The sequence below is a fragment of the Paraburkholderia sp. SSBN10T genome (genome assembly GCF_056619545.1).
Window position 1 is genome coordinate 112,331 of record NZ_JBWQQI010000015.1, and the last position, 21,149, is coordinate 133,479.

A 21,149-nucleotide genomic window follows, 5' to 3' on the forward strand; every position below is an offset into this window, starting at 1 on the left:
TTTCCTTTACAAAACGTGTCCGCCGACCGCCGGCACTTCCAGTTCCTCCGGCATGCCCTCGCCCTTCAGGCCCTTGCGGCGCGCCGGGAAAATCGCATCGCGCAGACGCAGGAACGGAAACTCCACCGCGCGTGTCGTCACGTAGCCGATTGCGATGGCAATCACAAACTGCGCGATCAGCACCGGCGCCCACGCGGCGATCGCGGGCACATGCAGGGCCGCGAACTTGCGGATCAGCATGTCGCCTGGTGCGAGGGCCAGCGAATGCCACAGATAAATTCCGTACGAGTAGACGCCGATCCAGGCTACCGCGCGAAACAGCCAAGCCTCGCGCAGCTTGTGCGAATACTCGATGGTCAGCACGATCAGCGCGCAAAAGCCGAGCGCCTGGATCGTGTAGCCGATGCTTTCGTCGAGCGGGATATCTCTCGTCGCCAGCACGAGCCATGCAACCACCCCCACTACCATGGCGATCAGCGTCTTCCTGTACGCGGCAAGCCGCCGGTACAGCTCCGGCTTCATCCAGTACACGGCGGCCAGGATCACGCCGAACAGCAAACTGTCGATCCGATACTGCGTGTAGAAAAACGCCGCATCGAGATCGCCCTTCGCCACCACCACGCAGCGCGCCGCCAGCACGATTGCGCAGATCGCCAGCAACGTCGCCAGAATCGCGTTCGCGCGCAGTCTGAGCATCACCACGACCGACAGCAGCGCCGGTAGAAACAGATAAAAGTGTTCTTCGACCGCGAGGCTCCAGGTCTGCGTGATCGAGGTGCCCAGATAGTTCTGCATATGTGTCAGGTTCTGCACCAGGAACGTGCTGGTGGGATGACGGCCGGCGAATACGTGGAACAGGATCAGCACGTAGTAAGCAGGCCAGATCTTGAAGATCCGCCGGATGATGAAGCGGCGCGCGTCGATGTGCCCCACCTTGGCATACTGCTTGAGCAGCAGCCCGCCTACGAGAAAGCCGCTCAGCGTGAAGAACAGGTTGACGCCTTCCTTGCCGAAGCTTTTCAGCGGGTATTCGATGACGGCGATCAGCGTGCTGCCCGTGTGCACCGTATGAAAGTGAAAGCCCATCACGGCGATGATGGCGATGCCCCGAATGAAATCGAGCTCGATCGAGCGTTGAGGTCCCTTCGAATTGTCGGTGCCGAACCAGCGCATGATTTCCCCCGGCTACGGAATTGATCTGTTCAAACCGATTTCCGCCATCTGTCCTCTTATCTTCTTGTGACAGGTCCGGTTCCATCCGCCAACATCACGCCGTTCGCGGCCAGGCGCACTCACTGTTGGCGAAGTCCAACGCCGCGCCGCGCTGCACCACCCATCTGCCAGTCGATTCACGCCGAAGACTAGCCGCCAGACGCCGCCCCCCTCCCAGGCCGGCAGATGCAGAGGGACGCGCTGCTATATTCGAAGCAATGATTGGGGGAATGCGGGGCCATGGAAACGACCATGCGACAACCCGTTTGCACACGGCTTATGTCCTTGCGCGCCGCGCCCGACTGCGGCAGCGGCGCAAGCCCGCATAGCGTCCGGAGCGCGTCCGCCCGGCGCCCTCACGTCGCGCCCCGCGCGCCGTTCTCCCTCATGCCGCTACCTGCGTGCGCTCCACGCTGCGCGCTGTGCGCCTTGCGTGGTTTGCCACACGGACAGCAGTGCCGCGGGCTCGTACATTGCTAGCGACCTTGCCGCAACTGCCGCACCTGCAGCATAAGGAGAACCCAATCGTGCGCAACAAGTTCACCGGCGTCTGGATCTGGCTATTCCTCATGCCGCTCGCACTCGACTTCAAGGCCTCCGAAGATGCCGCCAGCCATCTCGCGCAGATCCTGCTCGTCGTCCCCTCGGTGGGCGCGGGCTTTCTTCTGCTGTTGATCGCGCCGCGCTTCGAGTACCGCTCGCACATGCGCAAGGTCGTCACCTTCGCGCTGCTGCTGACGATTCTAGGCAGCGCCTTGACGCAGGCCATGCAGGGCAATCAGGCCGGCAACTATCTACGCGTGCTGCTGCCGTTCCTGCTGTTTCTGCTCGGCTACGCCGTGGCCTGCCATCCGTGGAGCGACGTGCGGCTCGCACAGATCGAAAAGGCCTTGCTGTGGGCCATGATCATCTCGCTCGTGTTCAGCTTCATGTACGGCGTCGCCACCGGCGGCGGTCTCGACAAGGTGCGCTTTCGCATCGTCTCGGTCACCTTCCTCGCGCTGCAAGCGGTGCTGCTGCATGAATTCGTCGTCGCCAAGCGCTACACGCGTTTCGCGCTGGCGCTGTTTTTCGCCACTATCGTGATCGAACTGCTGAGCGTGACCCGCTCGCTGCTGCTCGGCACAGCGTTGCTGTTTCTGCTCGCCACGTGGCTGAGCGCGACTTCACTGAGGCATCTGATTCGCGCGGCCACGCGCTCGATCGTGATCGGCCTGTTGATCTGCGTGACCGTGGCCGGCGTCGCCGCGCTGTTCCCGGCCGTATCCGCGCACTGGACCCAGCGCATCTTCGCCTCCAGGGAAACCGAAGCCGGCGTCGATCCGACCACCATCACGCGCCTCGCCGAAATGAAGAACCAGTACGACCAGGTGACCTCGTCGTCGGCCGCGTTGCTCACCGGCGAAGGATATGGGCACCTGTATCGCTATTCGCCAAGCTTCCTGCCCGACCTCCAGGGGCAGATGAGCGCGAAGGATTTCTTCGCTATCCAGGAGTGGGTGGCGGGCCACAACTTCTGGGTCTACCAGTTGTTCGCGGGCGGTCTCCTGTTCGGCATCGGCATGCCGTTCGCGATCCTCTATGCGCTCTACAAGGGCACGCTCGCCCATCGCGAATGGCGGCGCCGCATGCCGAACCTGCTGTATCTGCCGGTACTCGGCCGCTCCATTCTGCTGCTCGCCGCGCTGCCGGCCACCTCGATCGGCGGCAACCCGCTGGGGCCGCGTTTTTCGGGGCTCGTGTTCGGCGTCGCACTTGGCATGCTGGTGGCCACCTATGGCCGCATTGCGCAGACCATGCGGGTGCGCGCCGCGCGCCACGTGGGCCGCCCGCACCGCGTGCCGACCATGTCGCCCGCGCCGCAATGGCCGCACGGCAGCCTCGACGGCCGTCCGGGTCTCGCCCAGTTGCCGCCTGGCCTGCGCGGCAAAGCCCAGTCATGAGTGCGCCGATGAAGCTTCTGCATCTGCTGCCGACCCTCGATCCCCGCGCCGGCGGCCCCACTGAAAGCGTGCGGCAAAGCGGTCTGAGCCTGACGGCGCTCGGTCATCAGGTCGAGGTCGCCAGCGTCGACAATCCGGCGGCGGCGTGGCTCGACACCTTCCCGCTGCCGGTGCATGCGCTCGGACCCGCCAAGGGGTTCTACGGCTACACGCCTAACCTCGTGCCGTGGCTGCAGGCCCATGCCGCCGAGTTCGACGCGGTCATCGTCAACGGACTCTGGCAATACCCCAGTTATGCGACATGGCAAGCGCTGCGCCATAGCAGCGTGCCCTATTATGTGTTTCCGCACGGCATGCTCGACCCGTGGTTCAAGCGCACCTATCCGCTCAAGCATCTGAAGAAGTGCCTTTATTGGCCGTGGGCTGAATACCGGGTGCTGCGCGATGCGACGCGAGTGATCTTCACTGCAGAGGAAGAGCGCAGGCTCGCGCGCGAGTCGTTCAGGCTCTATCGCGCCAACGAAGAAGTCGTGGCATTCGGCACGAACCGGCCGCCCGCCGATGCCGTCACTCTGCGCGCCGCGTTTTATGCGGCACAACCGGCCTTGCGCGAGCGCCGCCTGCTCCTGTTTCTCGGCCGCATCCATCCGAAGAAAGGCTGCGATCTGCTGCTGAAGGCATTCACCACGCTCTGCGAGCGCGATACGTCGCTGCACCTGGTGATGGCCGGCCCCGACAACAGCGAGTGGACCCCGGCGCTAAAAACACTCGCGGCGGAACTGGGGATTGCACCGCGCGTCACCTGGACCGGCATGCTGCAAGGCGACGAAAAGTGGGGGGCGTTCTACGCCAGCGACGCCTTCGTACTGCCCTCGCATCAGGAGAACTTCGGCATCGCGGTGGCCGAGGCGCTAGCCTGCGGCCTGCCCGCGCTGATCTCCGACAAGGTGAATATCTGGCGCGAGGTCGAAGCGGAGGGTGCGGGCTTCGTCGCACCCGACAGCGTCGAAGGCACGCTCGCGAATCTCACGCGCTGGCTGCAGCTCGACCCCGCTGCGGTAGCCACGATGCGGGCGCAAGCGTTGCACTGTTTCGAGCAACATTTCACGGTGGAAGCGATGTCGGCCGATCTGCTGCGGGTGTTACAGCAAGGGCGCGGCAAGCAGGGGCCGCAGGAACGCCCGCTCGCGCTCGAACAGGGTTAGGCGAATCACACACTGCACGGCGAGCGGGCGCCACAAAGCAAGGCGGCGCGCAACAGCGAGCGGTGCGGTGGCGCAGCGGCGTGGCGAACCTGGTCTGATCCAGCGGCCCGTATCCGCCCTTCACTCCGTAGGCCTCCTTCACTTCTTGGCGAGAAACAGCAGATCCTTCCCCATCGGCCGCACCTCGGGCCGTACCTCGGCTGCAAACGGCAGTTTCTCGCCTACCGGTTCGCCGCTCGCCGCCGGCGCCGGAGTCAGCGCGCCCAGGCTCGCCAGTTGCGCGCCGTCGCGCCCCTTCAGCGCCGCCGCAATGTGCTCGGCCAGCCGCAACGTCAAGGCCACGATGGTGATGGTCGGAAAGTTCGCGCCGACGGTCGGGAACACCGAACTGCCGGCCACATACAGGTTGGCGATGCCGTGCACCTTGCAATCGCCGTCCACCACGCCGTGGCGCGGCGAAGCGTGCATGCGCGTGGTGCCCATATGATGCCAGGTGCCTTCCAGTTGCGCCGGCCACGGCCGTCCTTCGAGCGGCGCATCGAGCGATACGCTCGCCACGCCGCCCAGTTGCATCTCCCAGGCAAGCAACGCATTGGTGCGATCGAAGGTTCGCTTCACCAGATCGGTCAGTTGCCAGTCCACCTTGACGCGATTCATGCCGAGCCGGTCGCGCTGGGTCGACAAGGTCACGCGGCTATCGCGGTTGGGCTCGGCCTCGACGATGGTCTGAAACTTCACGTCGGTGATCAGCGAGCGCGGCTGAAACAGGCGAGCGGCGCCGAAGCACCCGGCCTCGACCGGATGCATGGCCATGGTCACGAGATCGCGGCGCAGACTCCAGCCCGGCTGGTCTTTCTTCAGCAAGGCCTGCTTGCAGCGGATCAACGCCTCGGCGCCAGCGGTGTTTTCGCCGTAGAACATCGAATAGAACCACACGCGCGCATTCAGCAGCTTCTCGCGCTCGAGCACCTGCGGGGTCAGCGCGAACTGCGACGAGATATGCTGGCCGTGCGCCTTCACCGCGTCGTTCTGGTAGTGGTATTTGATGTCGTATAGCTTGTTGCGCGCCCATGCCGGGTTAAAGCGGATGCTGCCCGACATGATGCGCGGATGGTCCATGAAATAGCGGCCCACGAGATCGTGGCCGTTACCGAGACCCGCCGCCTGCACCTTGTTGGCCGCCAGCAGCAGCCGGGCGTTCTCGATGCCGCCGGTAGCCAGCACGAACACCTTGGCGGCCACCGCGAAACGCCGGCCGCTCAGCGTGCCGACCTGAATGCGGGAGACCTGCTGGGCTTCGCCATCGGTTTCGATATCGAGCGCATTGCCGTTGAGAAACACGCGCACGTAGCGCGATTTCTGCAACTCGCTGCGATACAGCTTGCCGAAGCGCACGGGCGGGCTGAACTGCGAGATGGTGTCGCGCACGTTGCCGCTCGGCAGCGGGTGCCGGCGCACATCGGCACGGCCGATCGCCGCTTCCCAGTAGGCCGGATCGAAATTTTGCGGCCCGAGCTTCAGCAGGCCGTGGGTGCGTTCGTAGTACGGCTTGAGTTCCTCGAGGCCGAAGGGCCAGCCGCTGTCCTGAACCCAGTCGCGCTTTTCGAAGTCCCAGGGATCGAGCGGACGGCACCAGCCGCCCCAGCAATTGCTGCTGCCGCCGAGAAAACGGCTGCGGCTGCCGTCCGCAAACGTATAGGGAATGCCGACATTCTCGCCGCGATACAGGTCGCGCGTCTCGTCGTCGGCCGTATAGCCGCCGCTCTCCAGCAGGCACGTGTCGATGCCCAACTGGTTCATTTCGAGCGCGAACGTGATACCGGCCACGCCTGCCCCGATAATGCAAACGGTGGTCCCGATGACCGACCGCTCTTCCACACCCCGGCTGTCGATGAACATCCCCGCTCCCGTGATTCTTGTGCAGCCTTACCGGCACTTCACGCCGGCCACCCTGAGTTCGCAAGCAGCGCCGGGGTCGGTCCTCGCTTCACGTACTTGCGACGCCGGCGCCTGGCCCGCGACGGCATCCGGTGGTACATGTTCGGGCCCTTCTGCGCTGCTTTTCGACATGCCGCTCGCGGCGGTAGCTGTCGCCCGGCTGAACCGGTCCGGGTACGTCAAGTACTGCAATCTATCTTTCACGCATCCCGCGAATCGCGGTGTTCGGTATCACGCATTACGGCACGCGTTGGTGCGCGAAGCGCTTCCTGATAAAGCGCACGGGATTTCCGCCATACACGCCCTCGGCAGCAAGCGAGCGATGTACCACGGAGAGCGGTGTAACGAGCGCGGAGTGGCCGATCGTCACGCCCATCTGCACCACGCATTTCGAGGAAATCCACACACCGTCTTCGATCACGATGGGCGCGACGTGCAAGTCCATATTGGTGGCATAGTCGTGCGAGCCGGCAGTCAGCAGCGTGCCCTGCGAAATGCACACGTTCGCGCCGATGCGAATCGGCGCCTGGTTGTAGATCCATGCATCGACGCCGAACCAGCAGTTCGTACCGACCTCGAGATTCCACGGCGCCTTCACGCGCAGCGGATGCACGAAGCGGCAGTTAGGCCCGATCTTCGCGCCGAACAGGCGCAACAACGCCACCCGCAGCGCCGAAAACGGCACCAGCTTGTTGTTGATCACACAGGCTTCGATCACGAACCACACGGCCTCGGTGAGGCGGCTCACGCGCCGCACGTAATTGCCCTTGCCGGCAAGGCTCAGATCGATCACGTGTGGCATGGCCGAAGTCGCCGTGACGGCATCCGCTTGCCAATCCAGCGCTGCGTCGAGTTCGTCGCGTTTCATGTGAATATTGCGCTCCACCTGTATCCCGCTATGCTCTGCGCGGACAGTCGTCCGCTGTCTCCGGGAGGCGCTTTTCCGCCTTGTAGCATCGTGTAAGAAATTGTGCACAGTCCTCACGAGGTTTCGTTTTTGCTAGCGCCGATTGGCTTGATGTGCACAGGCTTTGTCGTCTTTGAACTGGCATCTGATGAGGGACACAGCGCGGTTGACACTACCATTAGGATGACGCAGCGCGATTGCGTGCGTCGCCCCCTGACGAGCCCGGACGCTACTGATGAATGCTCTTGCCCTGCGCATCGCGCTCTCCTTCTCACTGGTTCTCGCCTGCAGTGCCGCATATGGCCAGGCGCTCGCCACCTACGGCGATGCGCCCGCTGCCGAGGCCGAAGGCGCGGCTGCCGCGGCGACCCGCGCCGGCAACGGCGGCGGTGCGTTCGCGCCGGGCACCGGCGATGCGTCGCTGCTCGGCGGTCCGGCTGCGTATGGCGACGTGTACCGCAACCAGACTGCCGATAACCGCCTCGATCAAAACGTCCCGGCGGCCGCGGCCAATCCGCAAGGCCGTGGTGTGACGCCGGTCGAGCACATGCTGACCAACCCGGGGACGCCGCAGCCTGGCGGCGCGGCAATCGGCGCGGGTGCGAATGCGGTCAAACCCGGCGCAGGTGCGCCCGGCACCGGCACCGGCACTGCGACGCTGACGCAGACGCCGGTCAACGCGGCGCAGCAGCTCTATGGCAACGGCACCGCAAGCGGCGCCGCGCGTCACGACATCTACAAGATGCCTTGGTAGGCCGCGGCGCGATCCGCGTCGGCCACACCATCGTCCCCATCGAGCTGGTGACAGCACTCGCCGGATCAACCCGGCGAGCGTTCGCTCGCCACCGCGCGCTTGCCTCAGTCCACCTGGGTCGGCTCCAACGGCGCTCCTGTAAGCTTCCCGCACGCCAGACCGCTCGCCGTACCACCGCTACCATTGCCACTACCACCTGCGCCGTTAATACCGCTCTGTGCCGCAGCCGCGTCGCCCTCACCGCACAACTCGCGCAGCTTGCGACTCAAGGCGCCGAGCACGCTCGCGCTCGACAGGCTGCGTTCGGCATACTCGCGCCCCGCTGCACCCAGTACCGCGCGTCGCGATGGATCGGCCGCCAGCGCCACGATCGCTTCCACCAGCGCGCCGACGTTCTCCGGCGGCACGACGACACCGCGCGGCTCCACCACGTCATACAGTTCGGTGCCGGCACAGGCCATCGCTACGATGGCGCGTCCGCTCGCCAGCATGCCGTTGAGCTTGGAGGGCATCACGAGATCGGCAGCGCCGCCGCGCTGCGGCAGCACATGAATGTCGGCGAGGTTGAGCAACTGGTTCAACTGGCGGGCCGGCTGCAAGGCCATGAAGCTGCAGTTGGGCAAGCCGGCGCAGCGCGCCTCCAGCATCGATCGAGCCGGCCCGTTGCCGCAGAAAACGAAACTGATGTCGGGCCGTCCGGCGAGTTCGGCCGCCGCGGCGGCGAGAATCTCGAGCCCCTGCTTGGAACCCATGTTGCCCGCATACAGCACCACGGTTTGCGGCAAGGCCCGTTTGTCGAGGCCGAGCAGCCTGCGGTAATAGCGGGCATGCGCGAGCGGCACGATGGCGCGCGTATCGACCCAGTTGGGCAAACAGTAGGCTTTGAGCGGATCGACGCCCTTGGCGATGGCGCGCTCGACCATCTTCGCCGACAGGCTCGACACCACATCGAAGCGACTCAGCAGCCGACGCTCGATGGCAAGCGCGATGCTGCGCGCGCGGCTTCCCTTGACGAGGCCGAGGTCGAACGCGGCATCCACCTCGTAGTCCTGAATATGCAGCCACGAGCGTGCACCGGCAAGGCGCGCGACGAGCCAGGCGCCGGGCGCGCTCATCAGGCTCGGCGCAATGCTCATCACCACGTCGGGGCGCCATGCGAGCTGTGCAGCCAGCATCGGCAACGACGCGAGCGCAAAGCTCGCCAGATGCAGCAGACGCGAAACTCCGGTGGGTCTCGCCGGCACCCACAGCGGCACCCGGCGCAGTTGCACGCCGTTGCGCAGCTCACGCCGATAGCGCCAGGCGCTGAAGCCCGCCGCGATGCGCCATTGCGGGTAATAGGGCGGCCCGCACACCACGCGCACTTCGTGCCCGTCGGCGACCAGCGCTTCCGCCATCTCGGCGCTGTACTTGCCGACCCCCGTGAGCTCCGGCGCGTAGTTGAGCCCGACAATTAGAATTCTCATACCCCTCCCGTTCGGCCCAGCGCGCACCGCGCGCCGGCGCCAGCACGTCATTCTTTCCAGCCAATCCAGCACAGCATCAGACGATCAGGCGTTGCGTCCATCATCGAGCGAGCATCACGGCACAGCCCCGTGCGATATTCGACGCGGCGTTCGGCGGATCGAAGCGGCGGATCACCTCCATGCAGGCGCGGGCAGTCTGCCCGGTATCGGCAAACGCCTCGAGCGCTTTCAACATCGTGCGATGCAGGGATGCTGCGTCGCCCGAGCGAAACGCGTAGCCGGTCACGCCGTCGATCACCAGTTCGGGCACGCAACCACAGTTGTCGCTTACCACCGCCGGACAGCCGTGGTTCAACGCCTCGTTGACGACAAGGCCCCACGGCTCGCTGAAACTCGGCAGTACCAGGCACGAGGCGCCGAAATACTCGCGCGACAGCCCTTCGTCCTGCAGGCTGCCGACGAAGCGGACCGCGTCGCCAAGGCCGCTCTCGCTCACGTGGTTCTGCAACTGTTCGCCCTGCGGACCGGTGCCGACAATACGCAGCTTCGCCTTGGGAATCCGCCGGCGAATCGCCGCGAATGCCTCGACGAGCGCGTCGATGCCCTTCTCCTGCGAGAGTCGTCCGACGAACAGAAACACCGGGTCCTGAGCGCGGCGGGCATACAGACGCTCGTCGAGCGCACGCTCGGGCACGAACGACCAGGGCAGCGCCGCCGCCTGGCAGGGCACGAAGATGCGTTCGCGCTTCGCGCCAAGCGACATCAGATACTCACGGCTGCGTTCGCCGAAACCAAAATAGCCGTCGCATAGCGAGAAGAACACGCGCTTCGGAATCGAAGTCAGCAGGCGGCGCGGCCGGTCGCGACCGGTGGAATCGCAAAACACCGCGCGGCGCTTGCCGGTCGCAATGCAGGCGAGCAGCATGGCCCAGTATTCCGGGCGATGGTAGCCGGGCAGCACCACCAGATCGGCCTGGGTACGCAGAACTTCCATGGTCAGGCGGTACATCATGCGCCAGGGCGGCACGTCCTCGTAGCAGCCGTGAAACAGCGTGCGCATCGGGTAGCGGTGATACGAATAGTCGACGTCGGAAAAACCGAGCCGAAAGTGCTCGGTCTCGGAGATCTGCACGATCGAATATTTGATCGGGCTTGCCGCCGAGATCGCATGCAGCGCCGAAAACACCACGGCCTTATGGCGCGACCAGACCACGTTATGAAAGATCGTGACGGTGCCGCTAGCCATCTCACACCGTCCCTTCGGAGAGCGTCGCCGCACCGAAGCGCGCCACGAAGTCGCGATAGGTCGCTTCGATGCCTTCGCGCAAACCGATGTGCGCGCGCCAGCCCATCCTGGCGAGACGCGACACGTCGAGCAGCTTGCGCGGCGTGCCGTCCGGCTTCGAAGTATCGAACACGATCTGGCCGTCGAAGCCGACCGTTTCGGCGACCCGTTCGGCCACTTCGCGGATCGACAGATCGTCGCCCACGCCCACGTTCAGCAGGCCGTCGGCCACCTCGCGTTCGAGCACGAACACGGTGGCGGCCGCCAGATCGTCGACATGCAGGAATTCGCGGCGTGGCGTGCCGGTGCCCCATACGGTCAGCACGCCGTCGCCGTGCAGCTTCGCCTCATGCGCCTTGCGAATCAGCGCCGGCAGCACATGGCTACTGCGCAGGTCGTAGTTGTCGTTCGGGCCGTACAGGTTGGTCGGCATCAGCGCGACGAACTTCGTGCCGTACTGGCGGTTGTAGGCCTCGCATAGCTTGAGGCCGGCAATCTTGGCGATCGCGTACGGCTCGTTGGTCGCTTCGAGCGCCGAGCTCAGCAGGTACTCTTCCTCGATCGGCTGGGCGCAGGCCTTCGGGTAAATGCATGACGAGCCGAAGAACACGAGGCGAGTCACGCCGGCCTGCCAGGCCGCGTGAATCACGTTGGTCTCGATCGCGAGGTTCTGATAGATGAAGTCCGCGGGCTGCGTGGCGTTGGCGAGGATCCCGCCCACCCGCGCCGCAGCCAGCAGCACTACATCCACACGCTCGGTGGCGAAAAAGCGCCGCACCGCCGCCTGGTCGAGTAGGTCCAGTTCGGCGTGGGTTCTTGTCAGGATGTCGGTGTAACCGTCCGCCTGCAGACAGCGGACCAGTGCCGAACCCACCATGCCGCGATGGCCGGCGACGAAGATGCGCGCGCTCCTGTCCATAGCCGTTTCCCCTTGAAGTGATGCGTGACGTTACCGGTGACGTTATTCGTGATGTTCGAGCGCCTTGAAACCGGCCAGCGTGACGAGCGCGTCGCGGCGCGCGATCTGGTAGTCGGCCCGCACCATTTCCTTGACCAGCGTCTGGAACGGCGTAGCCGGTTTCCAGCCGAGCTTGGCGTGTGCCTTGGAGGGGTCGCCGAGCAGCGTCTCCACTTCGGTAGGCCGGAAGTAACGCGGATCGACGCGCACGATCACGTCGCCGCGAGAGAGCCGCGTTTCCTTGCCCTCCACCTTGTCGACCACGCCCACTTCGTCGACGCCCTCGCCTTCGAAGCGCACCGTCACGCCCAGTTCGGCGGCGGCGGCCTGGACGAACTCGCGCACGCTGTACTGCTGGCCGGTCGCGATCACGAAGTCTTCCGGTTCGTCCTGCTGCAGCATCATCCATTGCATCTCGACGTAGTCGCGCGCATGGCCCCAGTCGCGCAGTGCAGACAGATTGCCGAGATACATGTCCTCCTGCAGGCCCACCGCGATGCGCGCGATAGCGCGGGTAATCTTGCGCGTCACGAAGGTCTCGCCGCGCACCGGCGATTCGTGGTTGAACAGAATCCCGTTGCAGGCGTACATGCCGTACGCTTCGCGGTAGTTGACGGTGATCCAGTAGGCGTACAGCTTGGCGACCGCATACGGGCTGCGCGGATAGAACGGCGTGGTCTCTTTCTGCGGCACTTCCTGCACGAGCCCATACAGCTCGGAGGTGGACGCCTGATAGAAACGGGTCCGCTTCTCCAGCCCGAGAATGCGCATGGCTTCGAGAATCCGCAGCGTGCCGAGGCCATCCGCATTGGCGGTGTACTCCGGCTCCTCGAACGAGACCGCCACATGGCTTTGCGCCGCCAGGTTGTAGATTTCGTCCGGCTGCACGCGCTGGATGATGCGCACGATGCTCGACGCATCGGTCAGATCGCCGTAGTGCAGGAAGAAGTGCCGGTCGGCGACGTGCGGATCGCAGCACAGATGATCGATCCGATCGGTATTGAACAGCGACGTGCGCCGTTTGATGCCGTGCACATCGTAGCCCTTGGCAAGCAGCAGATCGGCGAGGTACGAGCCGTCCTGCCCTGTTACGCCGGTAATCAAAGCGACCTTGCGATCCATTGTGTTCCCCTCGTCGAAGCGTTTGACTGCAGAGCCGCGCGTGCGGCGGTCCACCGCACGCGTGTGGAAAACGGTCTTGCTTCACAGCGCGTTGCCGCGCTGCCCCCGGCGCGGGTTCAATCCGCGCGGCTTTCGTAGCCGTAATAACCGGTGTAGCCACCCAGGTTTAGCTTCGGCGGCGGCACGTCGGTGAGCAGCACGCCATGCAGGTTGACGCCCGCATTGACGAGGCGCTTGAGCGCTTCGGAGATTTCCATCGCCGGATGCCGGCCGTGCCGCACCACCATCAGCGTGGTGCCCGCGTGCTTGCCGATCAGCGCCGCGTCCGTCACCGCCAGCACCGGCGGCGTATCGACGATCACCAGGTCGTAGACGCGCGAGAAGTGTTCGAGCAGCGTGCGAAAGCGCTCACTCATCAGCAGTTCTGACGGATTGCCGGGCAAGCCGCCCTTGGTCAGCACGTCCAGACCAGGCAGCACGTCGCGCAGCACGCACTCCTGCAGCTCCGCGCCGTTCAGCACGTCGGCGAGCCCTGGCGTGTGCGGCAGGCCGAAGTGCTTGTGGATATCGCCGCGCCGCATGTCGCCGTCGATCAGCAGCACGCGCTTGTGGGCGGACGCCACCAGCGCCGACAGGTTGACCGACATGAACGACTTGCCCGCATCGGGCCGCGAGCCGGTCAGCATCACCACGTTGTTGCGCGCCGAAACCAGCGCGTATTGCAGCGTGGTGCGCAAACTGCGAACGCCTTCCACGGCGACGTCGTCCGGTGCCTGGGCGGCCAGCACATGCACGCCCGCACGGCGCAGGCCGACGTTGCGCTGCACGCGAACCTGCAGGTTGCTGCGCGGCACCACCGCGCAGACCGGCACGCCGAGCAACGATTCGATTTCCGTGGTGTTCTGCACGCCGCCATAGAGCGTCTTGCGCGTGAACGCCGCGAGGATGCCGAGCACGAGGCCGAGACCTGTGCTGATCAGGATCAGCAGCGCGCGTTGCGGCCGCACCGGGTCGTCGGCCGGCTCGGCGTAATCGACCACGCGCACGCTGCCCACCTGGCCCGCCTTGATAATGCGCAACTGCTGCGCGCTGTTGAGCAGGTTCGTGTATAGCTCGGTATCGACGCGCACGTCGCGCAACATCCGCAGCGCGGTCTGCTCGGTGTCCGGCAGGGTCGACACGTTATGTGTCAAGCCGCCCTGCACCGCCTGCAACTGGGCGATCTGCGCGTCGAGCGCGGCGACCGCGGGGTGGGCGGCGGTAAAGCGCGTCGCCAGTTCGGCGCGCTGTTGCTGCAGGTCGACCAGCTTGGTCTTGTTCTCCACGATCTGCTGCAGCAGCAGACGGCTTTCCTCGCTCAGATCGACCGTGCCCTGCCGGTTGCGGAAGGTGTTGTAGCGCTGTTCGGCCTGATCGAGCTCGGTGCGCAGTTGCGGCAACTGCTGGTCGAGAAAGGCAAGCGTATGCTCGGCCTCGGCCGACTTGCGGTCGATGTCCTGCTGCACGTACTGGCGCGCGATGTTGTTGACGACTGCCGCCGTCAGCTCGCTGTTGCCGCCTTCGAGCGTGACCGCGATGATGCCGGACTGCACGCTCGTCTCGACGACGTTGAGTTCCTTTTGCAGCTTGTTTACCGTATCGAGTGTCGAGGCGCGCGTCAGGTCGAACTGTGTGCCTGGACGCGCCGTCAACTGATCGACCTGCAGACGCACCGGACCGTGCGAGGTCGTGCCGACCGCCAGTTGCCCGGCACGCGCGCGCAACACCTCGGCGCCCTTCTCGTCGCTCACCACATAGGACTCGTCGGGCTGCACGGTCAGCACGAACGGCTTGCCGTACATTTCCTTCGGCGTATCGAACAGCGTCACGCCGATCTGCTCGCCACCCCACGCGTACTGCGGCATGCCGAACAGCGGCGCAGCGAGACCGTCGCCGCCGCGCCAGCGCGCGAGCAGATTGCCGAGCACCGGGAAATGACGCGGCGCGGCGGTGATATCCAGATGCAGCTTGCGCACCGTCTCGTCGAGCACGAGGCGCGAGCGGATCAATTCGATCTGCGCCGAGGTCACCGCCTTGGTGTCGAAGATCGACGCCATCGTCTGCAAGGCATCCTTGTTGCCGTTTGCGTTGCCGTTGCCGTCGTTGGCGGTGTCCTCCACCTGGATCATCGCATCGGCCCGGTACACCGGGGTCTGCACAAACGCCACCAGGGTGCCGATCAGCAAGGCCGACAGCGTGACCACGAGAATCATCCGCCAATGTTGCGAGATGACCGACAGGTAGTCCGACAGGCGCAGTTCGTCGCTGCTCTGGACATCGATATACCGGTTTTCGAAATTAGTAGCCATGGTGTCATCAATCCCGCACAACAATTGCGTTCAATCGGCGCACGCTGCCGGGTCCGTTATTCCCCAACGTTCCCGGCACCGGCTTACTTCGTGACGATCGCCGCGGTCAGCCCTGCGTTGACCAACGGCAACAACAGATTCAGCACACGGTTAAAGCGCACCAGCCCGCCCGCGTCCACATACACCACATCTTTCGGCTGCAGCTCGAACTGGTTCGCGAGCAGCATCGAGACCGGCGAGGTGGCGTCCAGATGCCAGACCTGCGGCTTGAGGCCCGGACCACCGCGAATCACGTAGAGCTCCTTCGCATTGGCCGTGGTGTTATTCAGGCTGCCCGCCTGCGAGATCGCCTCGCCCAGCGAGAGCTTGCCGTTCTTCATCGGCAGTACCGTCGCGGGCTTGTTGACTTCGCCCATCACGTAGACGCCGTAGTCCTCACGCGCCTCGATACGCAGCAGATCGCCGTTCTGCAGGACGATCTTCGAGGGGTTCTGGTTGTTGTGCAGCATCTGCGAGACATTGACGTAATAGGTCTTGTCGTCGCGCACAATCACGACATGGCTTTGATCGGCGCTCGGCGCAAAGCCGCCCGCGCGATTGATCGCCTCGGTCAAGGTCATGGGTATGTCGTTGATGGACTGCGAGCCGGGCGCGCGCACTTCGCCGTCGATGTAGACCTGCGAGGCGCGGAACGAGGCGATGCGCACCGTCACCTGCGGCTTCACCATGACCTTGCCCAGGTCGGCCGCGATCTTGCGCTGTACCTGCTCGGCGCTGTCGCCGGCCACGTGCAGGTTGCCGACGTACGGAAACTGCAGGTTGCCTTCGTGGTCGACCAGAAAGCCCAGCGCCGCATCCGAGGGACGCGTGGGCGCGGCCGGCTGGCCCTGTGCAGCAGCCAGTTCCGGGTGGTCCCAGACCGTAATCTGCAACACGTCGCCGGGGCCGATCCTGTACGGGCCCGGATTCCCTAACAGCGGCGCCAGATCGTTGCCGGCGCCGCTCACCATGCTCTGCTGCTCCTGCTGGACGGTCGCCAGCGTGATATCGGTGATAGGAATCTGTTCGGCTCCAGTGGCCTTGCCATCGTCGGTATTGCTAACCGGCAGGCTTGGCGGCTGCACCATGCGCTGGCCGGGCACAGCCGAGCACGCCGCCAGCACCGCAAACGCCGCCATGACGCCGAACCCGCGCACACGCTGAACTGCCATGTGCGACAGAGCGGTCCTACCTGTTGCTGTCTTTATTCGATACATTTTTGTCTCCCTCACTGCGTCAATAAGCGTTGTTGTGCACCAGGCCCTTGACGATGGTTGCTGCGATGATGCGCATGTCCAATGCAAAAGACCAGTTGCCGAGGTAATACAGGTCATGCTCCACACGCCGCTCCATTTTTTCGATCCTGTCGGTCTCGCCGCGAAAGCCGTTGATCTGCGCCCAGCCGGTAATGCCCGGCTTGATGCGGTAGCGCTGGATATAGCCCGCCACTACCTTCTGATAGAGATCGTCGTGCTCGAGCGCGTGCGGACGCGGTCCGACGACCGACATATCGCCGCGCAGCACGTTGAAGAACTGAGGAAGCTCGTCGAGGCTGGTACGGCGCAAGAAGGCGCCGACCCGGGTAATGCGCGCGTCGTGCCGCGTCGCCTGGGCAAGCAAGCCAGGCGTTTCGGTGTGCAGACGCATCGAGCGGAACTTGTAGATCGTGAACACGCGGCCGTCCGCACCCTTGCGCTTCTGCTTGAACAGCACGGGGCCACGCGAGGACAGCTTGACCGCAATGGCGATCGCCAGCAGCAACGGCGCGAGCGAAATCAGCGCGACGGCGGCGAACAGGCGGTCGAACATTTCCTTTTGCAACTGCGAGGCCTGCGAGAGCGGCGACGCCACCAGATTGATGGCCGGCACGCCGAGCAGGTCGATCATCGTGCTCTCGAACATCGCCACGCTGCGCAGGTCGGGCATGAAGCGGATGTTGACGAGATCGTCGCGCAGCTCTTTCACGCATTCGTGAATGGTGTGCTCTTCCGAAAGCGGCAACGCCAGCCACAATTCGTGCACGTCCTGGGCACGAATGTAGTCGGCGAACGCGTGCAACTCGCCGAAGGACGGCACCGAAGGTATAGCGGCGCCGAGCGTGGGCGTATCGTGCGACACGTCGAGCACCGCCGCGGTACGAAAACCCGCTGCCGTGCAACCGTCGATCTTGCGCACCAGCGCCGCGGCATGCGCGCCGCGCCCCACCACCGCCACCTGGCGCAGGTTCATGCCGGCGAGGCGCACCCGGGCCAGCACACGGTGCACGACTACACGCGAGAAGATCAACAGCGCGCCGGTGGTGCCGGTCCAGTAGGCAAACCAGAGGCGCGAGACGAAGTCGCTGCGGTGCAAGGTGAACATCAGCACCAGCGCACAGGTCTGCACAGTCAGCCAGGCAAGCGACACCTGCCCCACCAGACCCATCTTCGAGCGGCCGCGCCACGACTGGTAGACGCCGAAGGCCGGAAACAGCGCGAGTGCGAACGCCGCCGCGAATGCGACGAAGGCGTAATAGAAGCTGCTCTGCCCGAGCTCGTCGAAACGTATATGGGACGCGATAGCCGCGCCCGCAACGACCAGCGCCACATCCACGAGGCGTGCGGCCAATGCTTCAGGCTTGATCATTTTTCTCTCCCCACCCAACGCCATTGAAACGACTTTTGCCTACTACGTTTTGCTAACTACCTGTGCCACCACTTTTGCGAACTGCCTCCATCCAACGCTCTTGCCGACTGTTCCTGCCGAACAGGGCAAACTCAATTGCAGCGCCCATACGTATCGTCGAAGCGCACGATGTCGTCTTCGCCGAGATACGATCCCGATTGCACTTCGATAATTTCGAGCGGCACCTTGCCGGGGTTCTCGAGCCGGTGCCGCACCCCTAGCGGGATGTAGGTCGACTCGTTTTCGCTCAGCAGAAAGCGCTCTTCGCCGCGCGTGACCATCGCCGTGCCGCGCACGACGACCCAATGTTCGGCGCGATGATGGTGCAACTGCAGTGAGAGCCGGGAACCGGGATCGACCACGATGCGCTTCACCTGGAAGCGGTCGCCGTGATCGATCGAATCGTAGAAGCCCCATGGACGGCGCACCTTGCGGTGCTCGTCGGCTTCGGGCGAATGCTCGGCCTTGATGCGCGCGACCAGCCCCTTGACGTCCTGCACGTGCGAGCGGTCGGCCACCAGCACGGCGTCGGCGGTTTCCACGACCACGATGTTGCTGGTGCCCACGCAGGCCACGAGGCGCCCTTCGGAGTGGGCATACGACGCGGTTGCGCCTTCGAACAGCACCCGGCCGCGCGCGACGTTGCCGGCGGCGTCCTTGTCGAGCGCATCCCACACGGCATCCCACGAACCCAGATCGGACCAGCCGGCCACCAGCGGCACCACCACACCTTCGAACGGCTCGCCCGCCGGACCGGCCGTGCCGAGCCGCTCCATCACCGCGTAGTCGATCGAATCGGCAGGCGTCTTCGCAAACGCTTCGGCCTGCGGCCGGAAGAACGGACCATCAACGTGACCGTTGGCAAACGCGGCAAGGCAAGCGTCCGCCATCGCGGGCTGCAGACGCTTGACCAGCGCGAGCCACACCGACGCACGCACGACGAAGATGCCGCTGTTCCACCAGTACGCACCTGAAGCCACGTACTGCGCGGCGAGTTCGAGGGCCGGCTTTTCGACGAAACGGTCGATCCGATAGGTCCCCGGTTCGATTTCGGCACCGAGGCGGATATAGCCGAATGCGGTATCGGGCCGTGTCGGCGGAACGCCGAGCGTGGCAATCGCGCCGCGCTGCGCATGCAGCGCCGCCTGTGCCACCGCTTGCTGGAAGGCGCACGTATCGGGCATCGCGTGGTCGGCCGGCATGGCCACCAGAATCGTGTCTTCACCGTCGGCGGCCGCCAACGCGGCCGCGAGCGTCAGCGCCGGAGCGGTATCGCGCCGCGCCGGTTCCACCACGAGGTGAGCCGCGACGCCGCTTTCGCGCAACTGCTCGGCAGTCACGAAACGATGTTCGTCGCCGCACACGATGATCGGCGTGGGCCGCACCGTCCACTGCGCCGGAAAGCCGTCAAGGCGCCGCACCGTGTCCTGCAATAGCGAATGCGCGCCGATCACGTCGATCAGTTGCTTCGGATAGTGCTCGCGCGACAGGGGCCAGAGCCGGGTTCCCGACCCGCCGGCGAGAATCACAGGAGCAATGCTCAGACCACTCGCCCGCGGCTCGCCGGACGCGAGCCGATCCGCGCCATCGCCGGTGTTGCCGCTCTGCTCGGCGTCATCCCGGTACGCATTTACCATTTTTAGCACTCCTATTACTATTACTAAATAGGACGTTCCTTCCCCTGCAGGGCCGCATCACACGACGTGCGCGCCGACCCGCCGTGCTCAATCCTGAGTTGCGGTGCGGCTGCGTGCGCGGTATTCGGTCGGCGAGAGCGCCATGCGTTTGCGGAAGATCTTCGCCAGACGGTCGCCGTTGCCGGTGCCGCTGCGCCGTGCAATCTTGTCCACGGGCAATTCGGTTTCCGTGAGGAAATTGCAGGCAATGCGCAAGCGAACCTGCAGCAGGTAATCCGACGGCGTGACGTGCATCTCGTGCTTGAAGCGGCGCAGGAAATTGCGCTCGCTCATGGCCGCCACGTGCGCCGCATCCGCAACCGACACCGGCCGGTCGCAGTTGGCCTCCATCCAGCGGGCCGCCGCGCGGATCTTCTCGCCGACGCTCATAGTGCCGCCCTCGGCGAGCCGCGGCATCAACGCCGCCCCCATGCCGGGCATCACGCGATCCGCCACATTGCGCGCCACATCGAGGCCGAGATCACGCTTGATGAACGTCAGTGCGCTCTTGCTCGCGTCGTGGCGATCGTTGGCCTCGCCTGGTGCGCTGTCGCCCGAAACCTGCAACAGATACGGGCTCGCATGGCGCAGATCATCGTGCTCCGCGAGTCCTGCTGCCGCGAGCACGATGCGACCTTCGGCAATCGGCTCGATCGTTCGGGTGCGGGCGCGCACCGAGCGCAGCCAGCCCAGCAGGCGTTCGTCGCGAGCCGCCGCGTTGGCGCCGTAGCCGCCTGCCACGAACAGCACGTCGAAGCCGATGCTGTAGCGTGCATCGACGCCATCGGTCCACATCCGCGCCGACGACGAACTGGCTACGCTGCCGCCTTCCATCGAGAGGAATTGCACTTCGTAAGGGGGATCGTCGCCGCCATGCGCGGTGGCGATTTCGTTGGCAGTATGGAACATCTCGGCCACGATGCCTGCTCCCAGCAGGCCGAATCGGTCGAACAGGACGATACCGACGCGACGTGCGGCACAGCGCACATTCACACTAGGCGTGTGCAGCCACGTGATTCTCGCAGTATCAACAGACATATGCGGCATGATCTTCCCCTATCATGTCATACGTTGTGGGCCGAATCTTCTGATTTTGTAATCTCTTAATAGCATTGCACTGCATCATATCCACGCCGAAAATCGCCATTGACGGCAGTGACCGAAATGCGCGCGATGTTGGCGGATAGCGTCGCCATATATAAATTCGCAAATTGGAAATTTGATGCGAACGTACAACAGCCTGGCTAATCGCGACTTTGATCCGTTTGAAATGCGGTTACGCCTGCGATATCAAAGGCGCACTGAACATCCGACGAATCGACGGTCTACTGGATGAGCTCAAGCCGGTACGGCAGGCGAAATCACCGGGAGGCGGTGAGGTTGCGCTGCGTCTGGCAGGACTCCTTGGGGGAATCCTCGTACGATGGCCTGTGTAAAACCCTATGATGCGTCGCAACAAGCACACCCCGTACCAACCCTGATCCGATGCGGGATTGCGGGTGCGTGGCGGGAGCGGCGGCGCTTCAAACAGTCAAAAATGTTTCAATCGTGAAATTGAACGGGCGGCCGCGGATCGGCTTTCGCGGGATACACGATGAAATCCGGCATTGGTTATTTTTTCCAAAACGCTGA

At 64.5% G+C, this 21,149-nt stretch carries 15 protein-coding genes; 3 read left to right on the forward strand and 12 right to left on the reverse strand.

Features of this window, described 5'->3' with window-relative positions; all coding sequences use genetic code 11:
• Positions 1-6: 6 nt before the first annotated feature.
• A complete protein-coding gene (locus tag AC1ECK_RS22555; protein WP_480322890.1) occupies positions 7-1,173 on the reverse strand; it encodes an acyltransferase family protein in 1,167 nt (388 codons plus the stop codon).
• Between the two features lie 566 nt (positions 1,174-1,739).
• On the opposite strand from AC1ECK_RS22555, the gene AC1ECK_RS22560 reads away from it, so the two are divergent.
• Together AC1ECK_RS22560 and AC1ECK_RS22565 are read left to right on the forward strand one after the other, a co-directional pair.
• A complete protein-coding gene (locus AC1ECK_RS22560; RefSeq protein WP_480322892.1) occupies positions 1,740-3,155 on the forward strand; it encodes a hypothetical protein in 1,416 nt (471 codons plus the stop codon).
• 8 nt (positions 3,156-3,163) lie between these two features.
• The gene (locus AC1ECK_RS22565; protein ID WP_480322894.1) at positions 3,164-4,360 is read left to right on the forward strand and encodes a glycosyltransferase; all 1,197 of its coding nucleotides are present in this window, start codon (positions 3,164-3,166) and stop codon (positions 4,358-4,360) included.
• 138 nt (positions 4,361-4,498) lie between these two features.
• Here the strand turns inward: AC1ECK_RS22565 and AC1ECK_RS22570 are convergent, their stop codons facing one another.
• Together AC1ECK_RS22570 and AC1ECK_RS22575 are read right to left on the reverse strand one after the other, a co-directional pair.
• Positions 4,499-6,259 (reverse strand): FAD-dependent oxidoreductase, encoded by a 1,761-nt coding sequence (locus AC1ECK_RS22570; RefSeq protein ID WP_480322896.1) that lies wholly within the window; start codon positions 6,257-6,259, stop codon positions 4,499-4,501.
• Between the two features lie 277 nt (positions 6,260-6,536).
• Positions 6,537-7,100, reverse strand: coding sequence for a DapH/DapD/GlmU-related protein (locus AC1ECK_RS22575; RefSeq protein WP_480323054.1), 564 nt, complete (start codon positions 7,098-7,100; stop codon positions 6,537-6,539).
• Between the two features lie 340 nt (positions 7,101-7,440).
• Between AC1ECK_RS22575 and AC1ECK_RS22580 the strand changes: the two genes are divergently transcribed.
• Complete coding sequence (locus AC1ECK_RS22580; RefSeq protein ID WP_480322898.1) at positions 7,441-7,959, forward strand: hypothetical protein; 519 nt, start codon at positions 7,441-7,443, stop codon at positions 7,957-7,959.
• Positions 7,960-8,063: 104 nt separating this feature from the next.
• On the opposite strand, the gene AC1ECK_RS22585 is transcribed toward AC1ECK_RS22580, so the two are convergent.
• The 9 genes from AC1ECK_RS22585 to AC1ECK_RS22625 all read right to left on the reverse strand — a co-directional run bounded on the left by AC1ECK_RS22585 (position 8,064) and on the right by AC1ECK_RS22625 (position 20,564).
• Positions 8,064-9,425, reverse strand: a complete 1,362-nt coding sequence (locus AC1ECK_RS22585) for a WcaI family glycosyltransferase (protein WP_480322900.1) — start codon at positions 9,423-9,425, stop codon at positions 8,064-8,066.
• Between the two features lie 100 nt (positions 9,426-9,525).
• Positions 9,526-10,671 carry a glycosyltransferase family 4 protein gene (locus tag AC1ECK_RS22590; protein ID WP_480322902.1) on the reverse strand — a complete coding sequence of 382 codons (1,146 nt, stop codon included), beginning with the start codon at positions 10,669-10,671 and terminating at the stop codon, positions 9,526-9,528.
• Between the two features lies 1 nt (position 10,672).
• Complete coding sequence (locus tag AC1ECK_RS22595; RefSeq protein WP_480322904.1) at positions 10,673-11,629, reverse strand: GDP-L-fucose synthase family protein; 957 nt, start codon at positions 11,627-11,629, stop codon at positions 10,673-10,675.
• Between the two features lie 42 nt (positions 11,630-11,671).
• On the reverse strand, positions 11,672-12,790 hold the full coding sequence (gene gmd, locus AC1ECK_RS22600; protein WP_480322906.1) for a GDP-mannose 4,6-dehydratase: 1,119 nt from the start codon (positions 12,788-12,790) through the stop codon (positions 11,672-11,674).
• A 116-nt stretch (positions 12,791-12,906) separates the two neighbouring features.
• Entirely contained in the window at positions 12,907-15,138 is a 2,232-nt protein-coding gene (locus tag AC1ECK_RS22605; protein ID WP_480322908.1) for a polysaccharide biosynthesis tyrosine autokinase, read from the reverse strand.
• An 83-nt stretch (positions 15,139-15,221) separates the two neighbouring features.
• On the reverse strand, positions 15,222-16,349 hold the full coding sequence (locus tag AC1ECK_RS22610; RefSeq protein ID WP_480322910.1) for a polysaccharide biosynthesis/export family protein: 1,128 nt from the start codon (positions 16,347-16,349) through the stop codon (positions 15,222-15,224).
• Between the two features lie 64 nt (positions 16,350-16,413).
• On the reverse strand, positions 16,414-17,802 hold the full coding sequence (locus AC1ECK_RS22615; RefSeq protein WP_480322912.1) for an undecaprenyl-phosphate glucose phosphotransferase: 1,389 nt from the start codon (positions 17,800-17,802) through the stop codon (positions 16,414-16,416).
• 131 nt (positions 17,803-17,933) lie between these two features.
• Entirely contained in the window at positions 17,934-19,478 is a 1,545-nt protein-coding gene (locus AC1ECK_RS22620) for a mannose-1-phosphate guanylyltransferase/mannose-6-phosphate isomerase (protein WP_480322914.1), read from the reverse strand.
• An 87-nt stretch (positions 19,479-19,565) separates the two neighbouring features.
• Entirely contained in the window at positions 19,566-20,564 is a 999-nt protein-coding gene (locus tag AC1ECK_RS22625) for a GlxA family transcriptional regulator (protein WP_480322916.1), read from the reverse strand.
• Between the last annotated feature and the right edge of the window lie 585 nt (positions 20,565-21,149).

Coding starts and splice junctions, on each gene's coding strand:
- AC1ECK_RS22615 (WP_480322912.1), bottom strand. CDS start 17,802: ATGATCAAGCCTGAAGCATTGGCCGCACGCCTCGTGGATGTGGCGCTG.
- AC1ECK_RS22610 (WP_480322910.1), bottom strand. CDS start 16,349: ATGGCAGTTCAGCGTGTGCGCGGGTTCGGCGTCATGGCGGCGTTTGCG.
- AC1ECK_RS22605 (WP_480322908.1), bottom strand. CDS start 15,138: ATGGCTACTAATTTCGAAAACCGGTATATCGATGTCCAGAGCAGCGAC.
- AC1ECK_RS22585 (WP_480322900.1), bottom strand. CDS start 9,425: ATGAGAATTCTAATTGTCGGGCTCAACTACGCGCCGGAGCTCACGGGG.
- AC1ECK_RS22555 (WP_480322890.1), bottom strand. CDS start 1,173: ATGCGCTGGTTCGGCACCGACAATTCGAAGGGACCTCAACGCTCGATC.
- gmd (WP_480322906.1), bottom strand. CDS start 12,790: ATGGATCGCAAGGTCGCTTTGATTACCGGCGTAACAGGGCAGGACGGC.
- AC1ECK_RS22620 (WP_480322914.1), bottom strand. CDS start 19,478: ATGGTAAATGCGTACCGGGATGACGCCGAGCAGAGCGGCAACACCGGC.
- AC1ECK_RS22595 (WP_480322904.1), bottom strand. CDS start 11,629: ATGGACAGGAGCGCGCGCATCTTCGTCGCCGGCCATCGCGGCATGGTG.
- AC1ECK_RS22590 (WP_480322902.1), bottom strand. CDS start 10,671: ATGGCTAGCGGCACCGTCACGATCTTTCATAACGTGGTCTGGTCGCGC.
- AC1ECK_RS22565 (WP_480322894.1), top strand. CDS start 3,164: ATGAAGCTTCTGCATCTGCTGCCGACCCTCGATCCCCGCGCCGGCGGC.
- AC1ECK_RS22625 (WP_480322916.1), bottom strand. CDS start 20,564: ATGCCGCATATGTCTGTTGATACTGCGAGAATCACGTGGCTGCACACG.
- AC1ECK_RS22570 (WP_480322896.1), bottom strand. CDS start 6,259: ATGTTCATCGACAGCCGGGGTGTGGAAGAGCGGTCGGTCATCGGGACC.
- AC1ECK_RS22580 (WP_480322898.1), top strand. CDS start 7,441: ATGAATGCTCTTGCCCTGCGCATCGCGCTCTCCTTCTCACTGGTTCTC.
- AC1ECK_RS22575 (WP_480323054.1), bottom strand. CDS start 7,100: ATGCCACACGTGATCGATCTGAGCCTTGCCGGCAAGGGCAATTACGTG.